Origin of the sequence: Pantoea sp. S18 (assembly GCF_045689705.1) — a bacterium.
Lineage (GTDB): Bacteria > Pseudomonadota > Gammaproteobacteria > Enterobacterales > Enterobacteriaceae > Pantoea > Pantoea symbiotica.
This window is the reverse complement of the sequence record NZ_CP142688.1, coordinates 715,460-731,634: the sequence shown is the minus strand read 5'-3', so window position 1 is coordinate 731,634 and position 16,175 is coordinate 715,460. Positions and strand designations below refer to the sequence as shown.

Annotated in this window: 12 protein-coding genes; 9 read left to right on the top strand and 3 right to left on the bottom strand. The window is 55.3% G+C overall.

What is annotated here, in order from left to right:
* The first annotated feature begins 209 nt into the window (after nucleotides 1-209).
* The 3 genes from polB (at nucleotide 210) to rluA (ending at nucleotide 6,308) form a co-directional block, all read left to right on the top strand.
* On the top strand, nucleotides 210-2,570 hold the full coding sequence (polB, locus tag VIJ98_RS03275) for a DNA polymerase II (RefSeq protein WP_323272260.1): 2,361 nt from the start codon (nucleotides 210-212) through the stop codon (nucleotides 2,568-2,570).
* Between the two features lie 152 nt (nucleotides 2,571-2,722).
* Nucleotides 2,723-5,629, top strand: a complete 2,907-nt coding sequence (rapA, locus tag VIJ98_RS03270; protein ID WP_323272259.1) for an RNA polymerase-associated protein RapA — start codon at nucleotides 2,723-2,725, stop codon at nucleotides 5,627-5,629.
* A gap of 19 nt (nucleotides 5,630-5,648) precedes the next feature.
* Nucleotides 5,649-6,308, top strand: coding sequence for a bifunctional tRNA pseudouridine(32) synthase/23S rRNA pseudouridine(746) synthase RluA (gene rluA, locus VIJ98_RS03265; RefSeq protein WP_154154246.1), 660 nt, complete (start codon nucleotides 5,649-5,651; stop codon nucleotides 6,306-6,308).
* Between the two features lie 57 nt (nucleotides 6,309-6,365).
* On the opposite strand, the gene djlA is transcribed toward rluA, so the two are convergent.
* The gene (gene djlA, locus VIJ98_RS03260) at nucleotides 6,366-7,178 is read right to left on the bottom strand and encodes a co-chaperone DjlA (protein WP_061718138.1); all 813 of its coding nucleotides are present in this window, start codon (nucleotides 7,176-7,178) and stop codon (nucleotides 6,366-6,368) included.
* A 182-nt stretch (nucleotides 7,179-7,360) separates the two neighbouring features.
* Between djlA and lptD the strand changes: the two genes are divergently transcribed.
* The 6 genes from lptD to apaH are packed head-to-tail and all read left to right on the top strand — an operon-like array spanning nucleotide 7,361 to nucleotide 14,188.
* Nucleotides 7,361-9,742, top strand: a complete 2,382-nt coding sequence (gene lptD / locus VIJ98_RS03255) for an LPS assembly protein LptD (protein WP_323272257.1) — start codon at nucleotides 7,361-7,363, stop codon at nucleotides 9,740-9,742.
* A gap of 54 nt (nucleotides 9,743-9,796) precedes the next feature.
* Nucleotides 9,797-11,092: a peptidylprolyl isomerase SurA gene (gene surA, locus VIJ98_RS03250; protein ID WP_008108645.1), complete on the top strand. Its 1,296-nt coding sequence runs from the start codon at nucleotides 9,797-9,799 to the stop codon at nucleotides 11,090-11,092.
* Nucleotides 11,082-12,071, top strand: a complete 990-nt coding sequence (gene pdxA, locus VIJ98_RS03245) for a 4-hydroxythreonine-4-phosphate dehydrogenase PdxA (RefSeq protein ID WP_008108646.1) — start codon at nucleotides 11,082-11,084, stop codon at nucleotides 12,069-12,071. The genes surA and pdxA overlap by 11 nt, the downstream gene beginning before the upstream one ends.
* A complete protein-coding gene (rsmA, locus tag VIJ98_RS03240) occupies nucleotides 12,064-12,888 on the top strand; it encodes a 16S rRNA (adenine(1518)-N(6)/adenine(1519)-N(6))-dimethyltransferase RsmA (RefSeq protein WP_154193013.1) in 825 nt (274 codons plus the stop codon). Before pdxA ends, rsmA begins: the two co-directional genes overlap by 8 nt.
* A gap of 4 nt (nucleotides 12,889-12,892) precedes the next feature.
* Complete coding sequence (gene apaG, locus VIJ98_RS03235; RefSeq protein WP_061718143.1) at nucleotides 12,893-13,270, top strand: Co2+/Mg2+ efflux protein ApaG; 378 nt, start codon at nucleotides 12,893-12,895, stop codon at nucleotides 13,268-13,270.
* 48 nt (nucleotides 13,271-13,318) lie between these two features.
* Nucleotides 13,319-14,188, top strand: a complete 870-nt coding sequence (gene apaH / locus VIJ98_RS03230) for a bis(5'-nucleosyl)-tetraphosphatase (symmetrical) ApaH (protein ID WP_154154257.1) — start codon at nucleotides 13,319-13,321, stop codon at nucleotides 14,186-14,188.
* A gap of 53 nt (nucleotides 14,189-14,241) precedes the next feature.
* On the opposite strand, the gene folA is transcribed toward apaH, so the two are convergent.
* The gene (gene folA, locus VIJ98_RS03225; protein ID WP_323272251.1) at nucleotides 14,242-14,724 is read right to left on the bottom strand and encodes a type 3 dihydrofolate reductase; all 483 of its coding nucleotides are present in this window, start codon (nucleotides 14,722-14,724) and stop codon (nucleotides 14,242-14,244) included.
* Nucleotides 14,725-15,009: 285 nt separating this feature from the next.
* Nucleotides 15,010-16,152, bottom strand: a complete 1,143-nt coding sequence (locus tag VIJ98_RS03220) for a porin (protein WP_061718146.1) — start codon at nucleotides 16,150-16,152, stop codon at nucleotides 15,010-15,012.
* Nucleotides 16,153-16,175 lie beyond the last annotated feature (23 nt).

Genomic DNA, 16,175 nt, shown 5'->3' with positions numbered 1-16,175 from the left:
CAAGGCAAGAATTGTAGGCTTTTCCGTCATCCTTCAAATTGCAGGTGCGTTGGCTGCGTGCGCTCGCCCCGGTCACTTACTCATGTAAGCTCCCGGGGACTTACGCACTTGCCGCCTTCCTGCAATTCGAATGATGTTGGAAAAGGGAACCAAATACACTGTATAAACATCCATGTTATACTTCATGCAATTCATTCTCTGGAGTTAACGTGACCGATCCGCGCGCAGGTTTTCTGCTTACCCGACATTGGCGAGATACGCCGACCGGCAGCGAAGTGGTGCTGTGGCTGGCAACCGACAGCGGCCCGCAGCGGCTGGTGCTGCCTGCCCAGGAATCCGTGGCGTTTGTTCCCGAGGAGTTTCGCACGCAAACCGAAGCGCTGATCCGCGACGAGCGGCACACACGCCTGCAAACGCTGGAGCTGAAGGATTTCCGCCGCCGCCCGGTGTTTGGCCTCTATTGCCGCAGCAATCGCCAGCTGCAAAACCTGGAAAAGCGCCTGCGTGAAAACGGCATTCCGGTCTATGAAGCGGATATTCGCCCACCCGAACGCTATTTGATGGAGCGCTTTATCACCGCGCCGGTGTGGTTTAGCGGTGAGACGCGCGGCGACAGCGTGGTCAACGCGCGCCTGAAGCCGCATCCTGATTACCGTCCGCAGCTGAAATGGGTATCGCTGGATATCGAAACCACGCAGCATGGCGAACTCTATTGCATCGGGCTGGAAGGCTGCGGTCAGCGCCAGGTTTACATGCTTGGTCCGCCCAACGGCGATGCCAGCACGCTCGATTTTGATCTGATCTATGTTGATAGCCGCCCGCAACTGCTTGAGCAGCTCAACGCATGGTTTGAACGGCATGAACCAGATGTGATTATCGGCTGGAACGTGGTGCAGTTCGATTTGCGCGTATTGCAGAAACACGCCGATCGCTACGGCATTCCGCTGCGTTTAGGGCGTCAGAAGCAGGCGCTGGAGTGGCGCGAGCACGGCTTCAAGCCCGGCGTGTTCTTCGCACAGGCAACGGGCCGCTTGATAATTGATGGTATCGACGCGCTCAAATCCGCCTTCTGGGATTTCCCCTCTTTCAGCCTGGAAGCGGTGTCGCGCCAGCTGCTGGGCGAAGGTAAAGCCATCGACAATCCGTGGGATCGCATGGAGGAGATCAACTGGCGCTTTGCCAACGATAAACCGGCGCTGGCGAAATATAACCTCAAAGATTGCGAACTGGTGACGCGCATCTTCCAGCATACCGCCATCATGCCGTTCCTGCTGGAACGCGCCACGGTGAACGGTTTAGCGGTGGATCGTCACGGCGGTTCGGTGGCGGCCTTTGGTCATCTCTATATTCCGCGCATGCACCGCGCCGGTTTCGTGGCGCCGAATCTCGGTGAAGTTGCGCCGGAAGCCAGCCCCGGCGGCTACGTGATGGATTCACGCCCCGGCCTGTACGATTCGGTGCTGGTGCTGGATTACAAAAGCCTCTATCCCTCAATTATTCGCACCTTCCTCATCGATCCCGTTGGACTGGTGGAGGGCCTTGCGCATCCGGATGACGCCGATTCGGTGCCAGGTTTTCGCAACGCGCGCTTCTCACGCGAAACGCACTGCTTACCGGCGATTGTCGAGCAGATTTGGCAAGGCCGTGAAGCCGCCAAGCGCGACAACAACAAGCCGCTGTCGCAGGCACTGAAGATTATCATGAATGCTTTTTATGGCGTGCTCGGCACCAGCGCTTGCCGCTTCTTCGATCCGCGCCTCGCCTCATCCATTACCCTGCGCGGCCACGCCATCATGCAGCAAACGCGCGAGCTGATTGAAGCGGAAGGCTTTGATGTGATTTACGGCGATACCGATTCCACCTTCGTCTGGCTGAAAGGCGCGCGCAGTGAAGCGGAGGCGGCTGCGATTGGCCGTCACCTTGCTGAACAGGTTAATGGCTGGTGGCAGCAGCATCTGCAATCGACTTATGGGCTGGAGAGCGCGCTGGAGCTGGAGTATGAAACCCACTTCAGCCGTTTTCTGATGCCGACCATTCGCGGCGCTGAACAGGGCAGCAAAAAGCGTTATGCCGGCATGATTCGCAGCGATGGCGGTGAGCGGCTGGTGTTTAAAGGCCTCGAATCGGTGCGCACCGACTGGACGCCGCTGGCGCAGCAGTTCCAGCAAAATCTCTATGGCCGCATTTTCCGTGGCGAGCCGTGGCAGGATTATATTCGCGAAACGGTCGCGCAGCTGCTGGCCGGTGAACTCGACGATCACCTGGTGTATAAAAAACGCCTGCGTCGCGCGCTGAAAGATTATGAGCGTAATGTGCCGCCGCACGTGCGCGCTGCGCGCCTCGCCGATGAGCACAACCGCAAGCTGCAGCGCCCGTTGCAGTATCAAAATGGCGGCTCAATTCGCTATGTGATGGCAACAGCCGGCCCGGAACCGCTTGAGGCGCGGAATACGCCGCTCGACTACGATCATTACGTCACTAAACAGCTGCAACCGGTGGCTGACGGCATTTTACCGTTCGTCGGTGATGACTTTGCTACACTCATAACTGGGCAGCTGGGGCTTTTTTGACAGGTGACGAATGCCTTGCCATCCAGTACCATAGCGCCCTTCCTGATTCTCACCGCACACACAATCTGACCAAACACCCGTTTGGCGGTTGGGTATTGCCTGAGTACAGGTGAACTTCTTTATGGCATGTCAGAGAGTCGAGCAAAAAATATATGGTTTTTACACTGGGTCAACGCTGGATTAGTGATACGGAAAGTGAACTGGGATTGGGCACGGTAGTCGCGATCGATACGCGCATGATCACCATGCTTTTTCCGGCAACCGGCGAAAACCGCCTGTATGCCCGAAATGATTCTCCGGTTACTCGTGTGATTTTCAATCCGGGTGACACCATCACCAGCTACGAAGGCTGGCAGATGTGCGTCGATGAAGTCCGCAACGAAAACGATTTAATGACTTACATCGGCACGCGTCTCGACACCGAAGAAACCGGCGTCGTCATGCGCGAAGTGATGCTGGACAGCAAACTGGTGTTCAGCAAGCCGCAGGATCGCCTGTTCGCCGGCCAGCTCGACCGCATGGACCGCTTTGCGCTGCGTTTCCGCGCGCGCAAATATCACAGCGAGCAATACCGCCTGCCGATCAGCGGCCTGCGCGGTATGCGTACCAACCTGATTCCGCATCAGCTGCACATCGCCCACGATGTCGGCCGTCGTCACGCGCCGCGCGTACTGCTGGCGGATGAAGTGGGCTTAGGTAAAACCATTGAAGCCGGGATGATCATCCAGCAACAGCTGCTGGCGGGTCGTGCCGAGCGCGTGCTGATCGTGGTGCCGGAAACGCTGCAACATCAGTGGCTGGTGGAAATGCTGCGCCGCTTCAACCTGCGCTTTGCGCTGTTTGATGACGACCGCTACACCGAAGCGCAGCACGACAGCGATAACGCCTTTGAAACCGAGCAGCTGATTATCTGTTCGCTCGATTTTGTGCGCCGTAACAAGCAGCGTCTTGAGCTGCTGGCCGATGCCGAGTGGGATCTGCTGGTGGTCGATGAAGCGCACCATCTGGCATGGAGCGAAGACGCACCGAGCCGCGAATATCAGGTCATCGAGCAGCTGGCAGAGAAAACCGCTGGCGTACTGCTGCTGACTGCAACGCCAGAACAACTGGGCTTAGAGAGCCACTTTGCGCGTCTGCGCCTGCTTGACCCGAACCGTTTCCACGATTTCGGCCAGTTTGTCGAAGAACAGCAGCATTATCGCCCGGTGGCCGATGCGGTGAGCTCGCTGCTGGCCGATCACCCCATCAGCAAAGATGAGATGAACCTGATTAACGATCTGATCGGTGAACAGGATATCGAGCCGCTGCTGCAGGTGGCGAACAGCGATCGCGATGGCAAAGAAGACGCGCGAAAAGAGCTGGTCTCAATGCTGATGGATCGCCACGGCACCAGCCGCGTGCTGTTCCGTAATACCCGTAACGGCGTGAAAGGCTTCCCGAAACGTGAGCTGCACCAGATTCGTCTGCCGCTGCCCGCGCAGTATCAAACCGCGATTAAAGTCTCCGGCATCATGGGCACACGCAAAAGCGCAGAAGAGCGCGCGCGTGACATGCTGTATCCCGAGCAGATTTATCAGGAATTTGAAGGCGATAGCGGCACGTGGTGGAACTTCGATCCGCGCGTTGAGTGGCTGATGGGTTATCTCACCAGCAACCGCAAAGAGAAAGTGCTGGTGATCTGCGCCAAAGCGGCGACCGCACTGCAGCTGGAACAGGTATTACGTGAGCGCGAAGGCATCCGCGCCGCCGTGTTCCACGAAGGTTTGTCGATTATCGAACGCGACCGCGCAGCGGCCTTCTTCGCCTCCGAAGAGGATGGCGCGCAGGTGTTGCTGTGTTCCGAAATCGGTTCTGAAGGCCGTAACTTCCAGTTTGCCAGCCGTTTGGTGATGTTCGATCTGCCGTTCAATCCGGATCTGCTGGAGCAGCGTATTGGCCGTCTCGATCGTATCGGACAAATGCATGACATCCAGATTCTGGTGCCGTGGCTGGAAAAAACCGCGCAGGCGGTGCTGCTGCGTTGGTATCATGAAGGGCTGGATGCGTTTGAACACACCTGCCCAACTGGCCGCGCCATTTATGACAAAGAGTACCATCAGCTGATTGAATATCTTGCCGCGCCGGAAAATCCGCAGGGGCTCAATGAGTTCGTCAGCGAAAGCCGTAAGCAGCACGATGCGTTGAAATCACAGCTGGAACAGGGCCGCGATCGCCTGCTGGAACTGAACTCCAACGGCGGAGATGCGGCTCAGGAGCTGGCGAATGCCATCGGCGAGCAGGACAACGATACCGATCTGGTTAACTTTGCGCTGAACCTGTTCGATATCGTCGGTATCAATCAGGAAGACCGCAGCGATAGCCTGATTGTGCTGACGCCATCCGATCACATGCTGGTACCTGATTTCCCTGGCCTGCCGGAAGAGGGTTGCACCGTGACCTTTAACCGCAACCAGGCGCTGTCGCGCGAAGATACCCAGTTTATTACCTGGGAACATCCGCTGATCCTCAACGGCCTAGACCTGATTCTTTCGGGCGATACCGGCAGCTGTGCGCTGTCGCTGCTGAAGAATAAGGCGCTGCCGGTCGGTACGCTGCTGGTCGAGATGATCTATGTGGTTGAAGCGCAAGCGCCAAAAAGTCTGCAGCTCACCCGCTTCTTGCCGCCAACGCCGGTGCGTTTGCTGATGGATCGTGCTGGCAACAATCTGGCGGGCAAAGTTGAGTTCGAAAGCTTTAACCGTCAGCTGAATGCGGTAAATCGCCATACCGGCAGCAAGCTGGTAAATGCGGTGCAGCAGGATGTGCATGAGATTCTGACTCAGGCGGAGAAAGCGATCGTGCCAGAAGCGCAGGCGATTATCGCGGCAGCGAAAGTGGAAGCCGAAGAGAAGCTCGGTGCTGAGCTGTCACGTCTCGAAGCGCTGCGAGCGGTTAACCCCAACATCCGTGATGATGAGGTTGAAGCGCTGGAAAGCAATCGCGAGCAGGTATTGGAAAGCCTGGGCGATGCAGGCTGGCGTCTTGATGCGCTGCGCCTGATCGTTGTCACGCACCAATAATGTTCAGGACCGCGACATCATGCTGATGGAAGCTTACAACCCGCCGCTCGAACCCTGGCTGCATATTCTGTATCAGGACGAGCACATTATGGTGGTGAATAAACCGAGCGGGTTGCTTTCGGTGCCGGGCCGTCTGGAGGAGCATAAGGATAGCGTGATGACGCGTATCCAGCGTGATTTCCCACAGGCGGAATCGGTGCATCGTCTTGATATGGCCACCAGCGGCGTGATCGTCGTGGCCCTGAATAAAGCGGCTGAGCGTGAGCTCAAGCGCCAGTTCCGTGAACGCGAGCCCTCTAAATATTATGTGGCGCGCGTGTGGGGCCATCCGGCGGCAGAAGAGGGTTTGATCGATCTGCCGCTGATTTGCGACTGGCCGAATCGGCCTAAGCAGATGGTGTGTTTCGAGAACGGCAAAGCGGCGCAAACCGAGTATCAGGTGCTGGAGTATGAAGCGACGAACAGTGCGCGCGTCAAGCTCAAGCCAATTACCGGACGTTCACACCAACTGCGCGTGCATCTGCTGGCGCTGGGGCATCCGATTCTTGGTGACCGCTTTTATGCGCATGAAGAGGCGCTAGCGATGGCGCCGCGTTTACAGCTGCATGCGGAGTCGCTGACGATCACGCATCCGGCGTTTGGCAATAGCATGACGTTCAGGCAGCCGGCAGAATTTTAGCCAAAAAAAAGGTCGTCATAAATGACGACCCTACAAAATAATCGTCCTGGAAGACGATTATTTGAACCCCTTCTCCTTACGAATCAAATCGTAAGCCGCCTGAATCTCCTGCGCTTTCTGCTTCGCCATCTCCATCATCTCCGGCGGTAAACCTTTCGCCACCAGCTTGTCAGGGTGATGCTCGCTCATCAGCTTACGGTAGGCGCGCTTAATGGTGGTGCCATCATCGCTGCTTTTCACGCCCAACACGCTGCAGGCATCTTCAAGCGTTGGACCGCGTTGCGCCTGCTGATACGCGCCGCCACGTGAAGAACCGCCGCCGCCAAATTGCTGACCGCCTTCCATCATGCGCAGGAATTGGTCGAACTGCGCGCGTGAAATGCCGAGCTCTTCAGCTATTACATACAGCACCTGACGCTCGTTGGGATGCAGTGAACCATCGGCAAAGGCGGCCTGGATTTGGATTTCCAGAAACATCCGAATCAGATCAAATCGGCCAAAGCAGGCGCTGCGCAGTTCGCGCAGTTTACTACGCAGCGGATAGTCGCTCTGCTTGCCTTCACGGAACGCACGCTGCGCGGCAGTTCGTGCATCGCCATGCAGCTGCATGCGATCCATAAATAAGGAAGCAATCTGGATATCCGCTTCGGTGACGCGCCCTTTTGACTTGGTCAAATGGCCCATCACCTGGAAGGTGGTACTGAAAAACAGAGTTTGGCGCGCCTGATTATTGGCGAAGTAGCCCTGTCCTTTTACGCTGCGCACTTTGTCAAACATGTGACCAATGATCAGACCCAGTACAATGCCCCAAAAGCCTGCCCCGGAAAATATCCCGAGCGCCAGACCAATTACTTTTCCCCAGTAGCGCATAAACTCCTCAATTCGCCATGCTTGCGGCTGAAAATTGCATTATCATACCTGTCATTTATCTCAGCGCCTAACGGCAACGCGGACAGACAAGGATTAACACTGGCGCAACGCCGGGCAGTAAGTTAGTCTCTGACCGGATTGTCGGCATGATGCCAGTTTTCATGGAATTATCGAAACCGCGTATGAAAAAACGTATACCTACCTTGCTGGCTACCATGATTGGTGCAGCGCTTTATAGCCAGTCATCACTCGCCGACGATCTGATGTCGCAGTGCATGCTGGGCGTGCCGAGTTACAACCGCCCGCTGGTCAATGGCGACACCAACTCGCTGCCGGTCACCATCCATTCTGATTCAGCCAAAGGCAACTATCCGAATGATGCGGTGTTCACCGGTAACGTCGACGTGCAGCAGGGCAACAGCCGCCTGCGTTCCGACGAAATGCAGTTACATCAGCGTCAGCAAGATGGCCAAACCACGCCGGTTCGTACCGTGGATGCGCTGGGTAATGTGCACTATGACGACAATCAGGTCATCCTCAAAGGTCCGAAAGCCTGGTCGAATCTGAACACCAAAGACACTAACGTGTGGAACGGTGATTATCAGATGGTTGGCCGTCAGGGCCGCGGCGATGCCGATCAGATGAAACTGCGCGGTAATAATCGCTACACCATTCTGGAAAACGGCAGCTTTACCTCCTGTTTGCCGGGTTCCAACAGCTGGAGCGTGGTCGGTTCCGAAGTGATTCAGGACCGCGAAGAAGAAGTCGCGGAAATCTGGAACGCCCGCTTTAAGCTCGGCAATGTGCCGGTATTCTACAGCCCTTATCTGCAGTTACCGATTGGCGATCGTCGCCGCTCCGGTTTCCTGATCCCGAATGCGAAATACGGCAGTAATAACGGCTTTGAATTCATGCTGCCGTATTACTGGAACATCGCGCCGCAAGCCGATGCCACTATCACGCCACACTATATGGAAAAACGTGGCCTGCAGTTGCAGAACGAATTCCGTTATTTGACGGTGTTTGGTGCGGGCTTGATGGAACTGGATTATCTGCAATCGGACAATCAATACAACAAAGATAAAGCCTCTCGTCCTTTAGTCCAAAATGATACTAACGATGATCGCTGGCTATTCTTCTGGCGTCATTCAGGTGTTTACGATCAGCACTGGCGCTTCAACGCCGATTACACCAAGGTAAGCGATCCTTACTACTTCAACGATCTCGATTCGAAGTACTACAGCTCTACCGACGGCTATGCCACGCAGAAATTTAGCTTTGGTTACGCTGATACCAATTGGGACGCGACGCTCTCGACCAAAGACTTCCAGGTCTTTGGCAATACCAGCAACAGCAACGTCTATCGTGCAATGCCACAGCTCGATCTGAACTTCTATCAGAACGATATGGGGCCGTTTGATGGTCGCGTCTTTGCCCAGGCAGTGAAATTCACTAATGTTAATAGCCGTATGCCGGAAGCAACACGTTTGCATATTGAGCCAACATTAAATCTGCCGCTATCAAACGGATGGGCAAGCCTTGATACTGAAGCTAAGTTCCTGGCAACCCATTACCAGCAAGAGAATATCAATAGTTATAACAATGGCGAGATTCCAAACGTCAGTGGTGCAAGTGGACGCCTTGACGATTCCGTCAACCGTACGCTGCCACAGTTCAAAGTGGATGGCCGCTTAGTGTTTGACCGCGCGATGGACTGGGAACCTGGCTATACGCAAACGCTGGAACCGCGTGTTCAGTACCTTTACATCCCGTATCGTAATCAGAGCAATATCTATCCTTACGACTCGACGCTGCTGCAAACCGACTACACTGGCCTGTTCCGCGATCGTACTTACAGCGGCCTCGATCGCATCGCTTCGTCTAACGAAGTGGCGACCGGCGTAACCTCACGTATTTATGATAACGATCTGGTGGAACGTTTTAACGTTTCTGTGGGTCAAATCTACTCGTTTACCCCGTCTCGTACCGGCGTAAACCAGACGAACAAAGAAGATGACACCGGCAGCCTCGTTTGGGCCGGCGACACTTACTGGAAAATCAGCGATCGTTGGGGCGCGCGTGGCGGCCTGCAATATGACACCCGCCTCGACAACGTCGCGCAGGGCAATGCAGTGGTTGAGTATCGTCAGGATGCCGATCGTATGGTGCAGCTGAGCTATCGCTACAGCAGCCCGGAATACGTGGCGCAGGCGCTGAATAACTCTAACCTGGTGACTGACCCGATCTACAAAAACGGGATTTCACAGGTTGGCGCCACTGCCAGCTGGCCGATTGTGGATGCCTGGTCACTGGTAGGCGGTTATTACTACGATACCCGCAACAGTCGTCCGGCTGAACAGCTGGTCGGCCTGCAGTACAGCTCGTGCTGCTATGCCATTCGTCTGGGTTACGAACGCAAGATCAACGGTTGGGAAAACAACGACAGTAAGTATGACAACCAAATCTCATTCAACATTGAGCTGCGTGGTCTGAGTTCCAACTATGGCTTAGGCACTAATGAAATGCTGCGTCAGGGCATCATTCCTTACCAGCGCGCTTTCTGATGTTGTGATGTTTGACAGGCTCTCCCGCAGTGCGGAAACAACAATGGATAAAGTATGAAGAACTGGAGAATGCTGATTCTTGGTGTAGCGATTACCGCTAACACTGCGTTCGCAGCCCCACAAGTGGTTGATAAAGTTGCCGCCGTCGTGAACAACGGCGTGGTACTGGAAAGTGACGTTGATAATATGATGCGCACCGTGAAATCACAGGCGCAGCAGGCAAACCAGCAACTCCCGGATGACAAAACCTTGCGTCATCAAATCCTTGAGCGCCAGGTCATGGATGCCATCATTCTGCAAATGGGTGAAAGAGCGGGCGTGCAGATTAACGATCAGCAACTGGATCAGGCGATTCAGAACATTGCCGCACAAAACCGCATGAGCCTCGACCAGCTTCGTAGCCGTTTGGCCTACGACGGTATGAACTACAACGTCTACCGTGCGCAGATCCGTAAAGAGATGACGATTGCCGAGGTGCGTAACAACGAAGTACGTCGCCGCGTTACTATCCTGCCGCAGGAAGTGGATACGCTGGCTTCACAGGTCGGCGCGCAGAACTCGCAAGGTACTGAACTGAATATCAGCCAGATTCTGCTGCCGCTGTCAGAAAACCCGACGCAGCAGCAGGTTGACGACCAGGAAACGCTGGCTCGCCAACTGGTTGGTCAGCTGAAAGGCGGCGCCGATTTCGGCAAGCTGGCAGTAACTTACTCAGCCGATCCTCAGGCGCTGAAAGGCGGCAACATGGGTTGGGGCAAAATCGAAGAGCTGCCAACGCTGTTCTCGCAGGCGCTGAGCACCGCGAAGAAAGGCGATATCGTTGGTCCAATCCGTTCGGGTGTTGGCTTCCACATCCTGAAGGTGAACGACCTGCGTGGCGAAAGCAAAAGCATCTCTGTAACGGAAGTGCATGCGCGTCACATTCTGCTGAAGCCGTCACCGATCCTGACTGACGCACAGGCGCAGGCGAAGATCGAACAAATCGCAGCCGACATTAAAAGTGGCAAAACCACTTTTGCCGCAGCGGCCAAACAGTTCTCAGACGATCCAGGTTCGGCGAACCAGGGCGGCGATCTCGGTTGGGCATCTCCGGAGATTTACGATCCGGCATTCCGCGATGCATTGTTGAAGCTGCAGAAAGGCCAGGTCAGTCAGCCGGTTCACTCCTCATTTGGCTGGCACTTGATTCAGCTGCTGGATACGCGTCAGGTTGATAAGACCGATGCCGCGCAGAAAGAGCGCGCCTATCGCATGCTGTTCAATCGTAAATTCGCGGAAGAAGCGCAAACCTGGATGCAGGAACAGCGCGCCAGTGCTTACGTGAAGATTCTGGATAACAATGGTCAGTAATTATCGAGTGGTGATCACGCCCGGCGAACCCGCCGGGATTGGTCCCGACCTCACCGTTCAACTGGCGCAGCAAAACTGGCCAGTTGAATTGGTGGTCTGCGGCGACGGCGAGCTTTTGCGCCGTCGCGCTGCTTTATTGGGTTTGCCGCTGACGCTGCGTGATTATCAACCTGCAGCAGCGCAACCGCAGCAGGCTGGCACGCTAACGCTGCTGCAGGTTGATACCGCTCAGCCGGTGACCGCCGGTGAACTCAACGTTGCGAACAGCCACTATGTACTGGAAACGCTGGCGCGCGCCTGTGACGGCTGTCTGAACGGCGAATTTGCGGCGCTGATTACCGGTCCGGTGCATAAAGGCGTGATCAACGATGCCGGCATTCCGTTTACCGGTCATACCGAGTTTTTTGCCGACCGCGCCGGTGGCGATTTAGTAGTGATGATGCTGGCAACGGAAGAGTTGCGCGTAGCATTGGCTACCACGCATCTGCCGCTGAAAGATGTTTCTGCCGCGATTACCCGCGACACGCTGCATGAAGTGATCACCATTTTGCATCGTGATCTGCAGCAGAAGTTTGGTTTACCGAATCCTCATATCTTCGTCTGTGGCCTTAATCCGCATGCTGGCGAAAGCGGCCATATGGGCCGCGAAGAGATTGATACCATCATTCCGGCTCTCAACGAACTGCGCCAGCAAGGCATCCAACTCACCGGACCTCTGCCAGCCGATACGCTGTTCCAGCCGAAATACCTGCAACATGCCGATGCGGTTCTGGCGATGTATCACGACCAGGGCTTACCGGTGCTAAAATTTCAGGGGTTTGGCCGCGCGGTGAATATCACACTTGGCCTGCCCTTTATCCGGACTTCTGTCGATCACGGCACCGCGCTTGAATTAGCCGGTCTCGGCCAGGCAGAACCGGGCAGCTTTATCACGGCGCTTAATCTCGCCATCACTATGATCAAGAGCAGTAATGAATAATCGCGTCCATCAGGGGCATTACGCCCGTAAACGTTTCGGGCAGAACTTCCTGAACGATCAGTACATTATCGATAGCATTGTCTCCGCCATTCACCCGCAAAAAGGTGAAGCTATCGTGGAAATCGGCCCCGGCCTTGGCGCATTAACCGAGCCGGTAGGTGAACGTCTGGATGAGCTGACCGTGGTCGAGCTGGACCGCGACCTTGCCGCGCGTCTGCAAACGCACCCGTTCCTCGGTCCTAAGCTGACCATTTTCCAGCAGGATGCGATGACCTTTGATTTCTCTGCGCTGGCGCAAGAAAAAGGCCAGCCGCTGCGTGTGTTCGGTAACCTGCCGTACAACATCTCGACGCCGCTGATGTTCCACCTTTTCAGCTATACTGGTTCGATTAAAGATATGCACTTCATGCTGCAGAAAGAAGTGGTGAATCGTTTAGTCGCCGGTCCGGGCAGCAAAGCTTACGGTCGTTTGAGCGTGATGGCGCAATACTATTGCCAGGTAATTCCTGTGCTCGAAGTGCCACCAGAATCGTTCACGCCAGCACCGAAAGTGGATTCGGCCGTGGTGCGTTTAGTGCCGTATATGCAGCCGCAGTATCCGGTCAGCGATATTCGTCTGCTGAGCCGCATTACCACTGAAGCCTTTGGTAAACGCCGTAAAACGCTGCGCAACAGCCTGGCTCATATGTTTGCGGCTGGTGCGTTGGATCAATTAGAAATCGATGCCTCGCTGCGTGCAGAGAACGTCTCTGTGGCGCAATATTGCCAACTGGCAAACTGGTTGAGCAAGCATCAGGCTGAAACTCCGGAGAGTTGAGTGCATGAGTGAACTGGCCCGCGTCTGTATCCATGTGCATAGTCAGTATGTGGAGTCGCAATCCTTGCCCGACGAGGATCGCTACGTGTTTGCCTACACCATCACCATTCGCAATTTGGGGCGCAGCAACGTACAGCTGCGCAGCCGCTATTGGCTGATCACCAACGGCAACGGTCGCGAGACTGAAGTGCAAGGTGAAGGCGTGGTCGGCGAACAGCCGCACATTGCTGCCGGCGGCGAGTATCAGTACACCAGCGGCGCGATTCTGGAGACGCCGATGGGCACCATGCAAGGTCACTATGTGATGGTCGATGATGCGGGCGAAGAGTTCCACGTCGAGATTCCGGTGTTCCGGCTTGCGGTGCAAACCCACATTCACTAATCCCTTCCGCCCGGCCCGTCCGGGCGGCGCGTTTTAATCGGACTGACAATGAGTACATACCTGATTGGCGATGTTCATGGCTGTTATGACGAGCTTCGTGCGCTGTTAGCGCAGGTTGATTTCGATCCGCAGCAGGACACCTTATGGCTTACCGGCGATTTGGTGGCGCGCGGCCCCGGCTCGCTCGATGTGCTGCGCTATGTGAAATCGCTGGGTGATTGCGTGCGCCTGGTGCTGGGTAATCACGACCTGCATTTGCTGGCGGTGTTTGCCGGTATCAGCCGCAATAAGCCGAAAGATCGCCTGACGCCGCTGCTGGAAGCCGATGATGCCGATGAGTTGATCAACTGGTTACGTCGTCAGCCGCTGTTGCAGGTGGATGAAGAGAAGAAGCTGTTAATGGCGCATGCGGGCATTACGCCACAGTGGGATCTGGAGACAGCGCAGCTGTGCGCGCGTGAAGTGGAAGCGGTGCTCTCCAGCGATAGCTATCCGCTGTTCCTGGATGCGATGTACGGCGACATGCCAAACAACTGGACGCCGGAGCTCAGCGGCCTGGCACGACTTCGCTTTAGCACCAATGCGCTAACGCGGATGCGCTTCTGCTTCCCGAATGGCCAGCTGGATATGATCTGCAAAGAGTCGCCAGAATCTGCCCCGCCACCGCTTAAGCCGTGGTTTAACGTGCCGGGCAAAATCGACAGCGACTATACGCAGATCTTTGGTCACTGGGCATCATTGGAAGGGAAAGGCACGCCAGAGCATGTGATTGGTCTGGATACCGGCTGCTGCTGGGGCGGAACATTGACGCTGCTGCATTGGGAAACCAAACAGTATTACGTGCAGGCATCCAACCGCGAACAGGCGATGGCCGAGAGCGCGGTGAGTGCGCATCCGCCGTTAAGTGATACGCCGTAAATAAAAAACCCCGCTTCAGCGGGGTTTTTTATTGGTCGCCATAAATGGCAATTCTACGTGCGGCGATCGAGGATCTCGAAGCAGTAGCTGTGCGAGTTCTGCTCATCAGCGTCGTGGAATTCGCTGAAGGTTGACTGCCACTCGTCCGGCTCGTAGTCCGGGAACTGGGTGTCCCCTTCCACTTCCGCATCGATATGGGTCAGGTAAAGACGATCCGCGCGAGCCAGCATCTGCTCGTAAACGCGTCCACCACCAATCACCATCATCTCTTCAACATCACCTGCCGCTTTTACCGCCTCTTCCAGCGATGTCACCCAGGTAACGCCTTCGTGGCTGCCGGGCTGGCTGCTGACCACAATGTTCAAGCGTCCAGGAAGCGGACGGCCAATCGATTCAAAGGTCAGACGACCCATAATCACCGGCTTATTCAGGGTATTACGTTTGAACCACGCCAAATCTGCTGGCAGGTTCCATGGCATGGCGTTTTCCATACCAATAATGCGATCCGCTGCCAGTGCCGCGATCAGACTAATCATGTTAAAAGACCTACTGGAAAAAATTGGCGCCATCATACGTAAAGGCGAAACTTTCGTCGATAGGCCGACCCCGCTATTTGCGTAAAGCTCCGATGCCACCGCACTTTTGTTATTGGACAGAGTTTTACACCGACTTTCCCGGCAATAGCGGGGCGAGGAGCCAGAAATTGCTGACGAGGCGGCACAACTCCGCGCGAAACGTCGCATTGTCGGTATCGCAGTGTAAAGAAAAGCGCACTCTGTGCGACAAAAGAAAACGGCTCCCGCAGGAGCCGTTGAGACGCTTTAGAAATCGTAGCGCAGACGCACCAGATTCACGTTGCCCAGTGATTTGTCGGTGCTGGAGGTGATGACATATTCGTAGTCGACACGGAAACCGTAATCCAGCTGCGCACTCACGCCGACGCCGTTATCAATACGTTTGTAGTCACGTCCGTTAACGAACTCGAGACGGTCGCCCATGAAGTAAGGCTGGATGGATTTCACCGCATACTGACCGATTGGGAATTTGTAGCCAGCAAAGTATTCGATGCCCCACGCGTCATCCGCGAAGTAGTTGTTAACGGTGTTGCGTTTGGTTGGTGAGAAGTTCTCATACCAACCGGCACCGGCTGACAGCGTCCAGTTATCCGGTGTCCAGCTGAGCGCAGTGCCATAGATATTCTGGTCATAACGTTTGCTGTCACCATTACCTGGATTACGGATATCAGCGCGGGTGTAGTTCCACGCGGTTCCCCATGCCAGATCTTTGGTGATGTGGTAGTTCACACCCAGCGAACCGCCGCCTTTACGCTTATAGCGCAGGCCGTTACCTGGCAGGAATTCATTATCTTCAAACAGGTAAGACGCATACACATCCGCATCGCCGAAGGTGTTTTTGTACTTCAGCATTTTGCGCGAACGGTACGAGCCGTCGTAGTCGCCATTGATACCGTTGCCCGGTGCCTGGGCCAGCATGTCGTAATCCCAGATATCGGTTTTCGCACCAACTACATCGTAGTAAACGCTGTTCTGCTGACCAAAGTAGAGTTCACCCAGGGTGGCGCTTTTGAAGCCGGTATAGAGTTGGCGGCGCGAGGTGTTGTTCGCACCATCCGCATGATGATTGTCCCAACCCCACCAGGCTGGGAAGTTTACGCCCAGCTCGTAGTAACCCACCCAGCTTACGTCGTCGAACAGGTAATAATTGGCGGTGAAACGGAAACGTGATCCGCCGTCATAGCCATTACGTTTGTACGACTTGTCGTTGACGCCATTCTGATGCAGGTATTGCGGACGAATACTGCCGCCCACTTTGAAGTCGAGACGGCTCAGCGGATCGCCCGCCTGTGGATCCTGCTTGAGTAAAGTAATTTCCGCCTGGCTGGCGAGTGGCGCCGCTGCGAGTAACGCAGCAATAGCGCTGAGAGTGAAAGCACGCATTTGCATTTTTTATATCCCAGTTAAGGTGA

Bases quoted from the DNA above. Each gene is read 5' to 3' on its own strand.
- rapA (WP_323272259.1), top strand. From the start codon at position 2,723: ATGGTTTTTACACTGGGTCAACGCTGGATTAGTGATACGGAAAGTGAA.
- rluA (WP_154154246.1), top strand. From the start codon at position 5,649: ATGCTGATGGAAGCTTACAACCCGCCGCTCGAACCCTGGCTGCATATT.
- djlA (WP_061718138.1), bottom strand. From the start codon at position 7,178: ATGCGCTACTGGGGAAAAGTAATTGGTCTGGCGCTCGGGATATTTTCC.
- lptD (WP_323272257.1), top strand. From the start codon at position 7,361: ATGAAAAAACGTATACCTACCTTGCTGGCTACCATGATTGGTGCAGCG.
- surA (WP_008108645.1), top strand. From the start codon at position 9,797: ATGAAGAACTGGAGAATGCTGATTCTTGGTGTAGCGATTACCGCTAAC.
- pdxA (WP_008108646.1), top strand. From the start codon at position 11,082: ATGGTCAGTAATTATCGAGTGGTGATCACGCCCGGCGAACCCGCCGGG.
- rsmA (WP_154193013.1), top strand. From the start codon at position 12,064: ATGAATAATCGCGTCCATCAGGGGCATTACGCCCGTAAACGTTTCGGG.
- apaG (WP_061718143.1), top strand. From the start codon at position 12,893: ATGAGTGAACTGGCCCGCGTCTGTATCCATGTGCATAGTCAGTATGTG.
- apaH (WP_154154257.1), top strand. From the start codon at position 13,319: ATGAGTACATACCTGATTGGCGATGTTCATGGCTGTTATGACGAGCTT.
- folA (WP_323272251.1), bottom strand. From the start codon at position 14,724: ATGATTAGTCTGATCGCGGCACTGGCAGCGGATCGCATTATTGGTATG.
- VIJ98_RS03220 (WP_061718146.1), bottom strand. From the start codon at position 16,152: ATGCAAATGCGTGCTTTCACTCTCAGCGCTATTGCTGCGTTACTCGCA.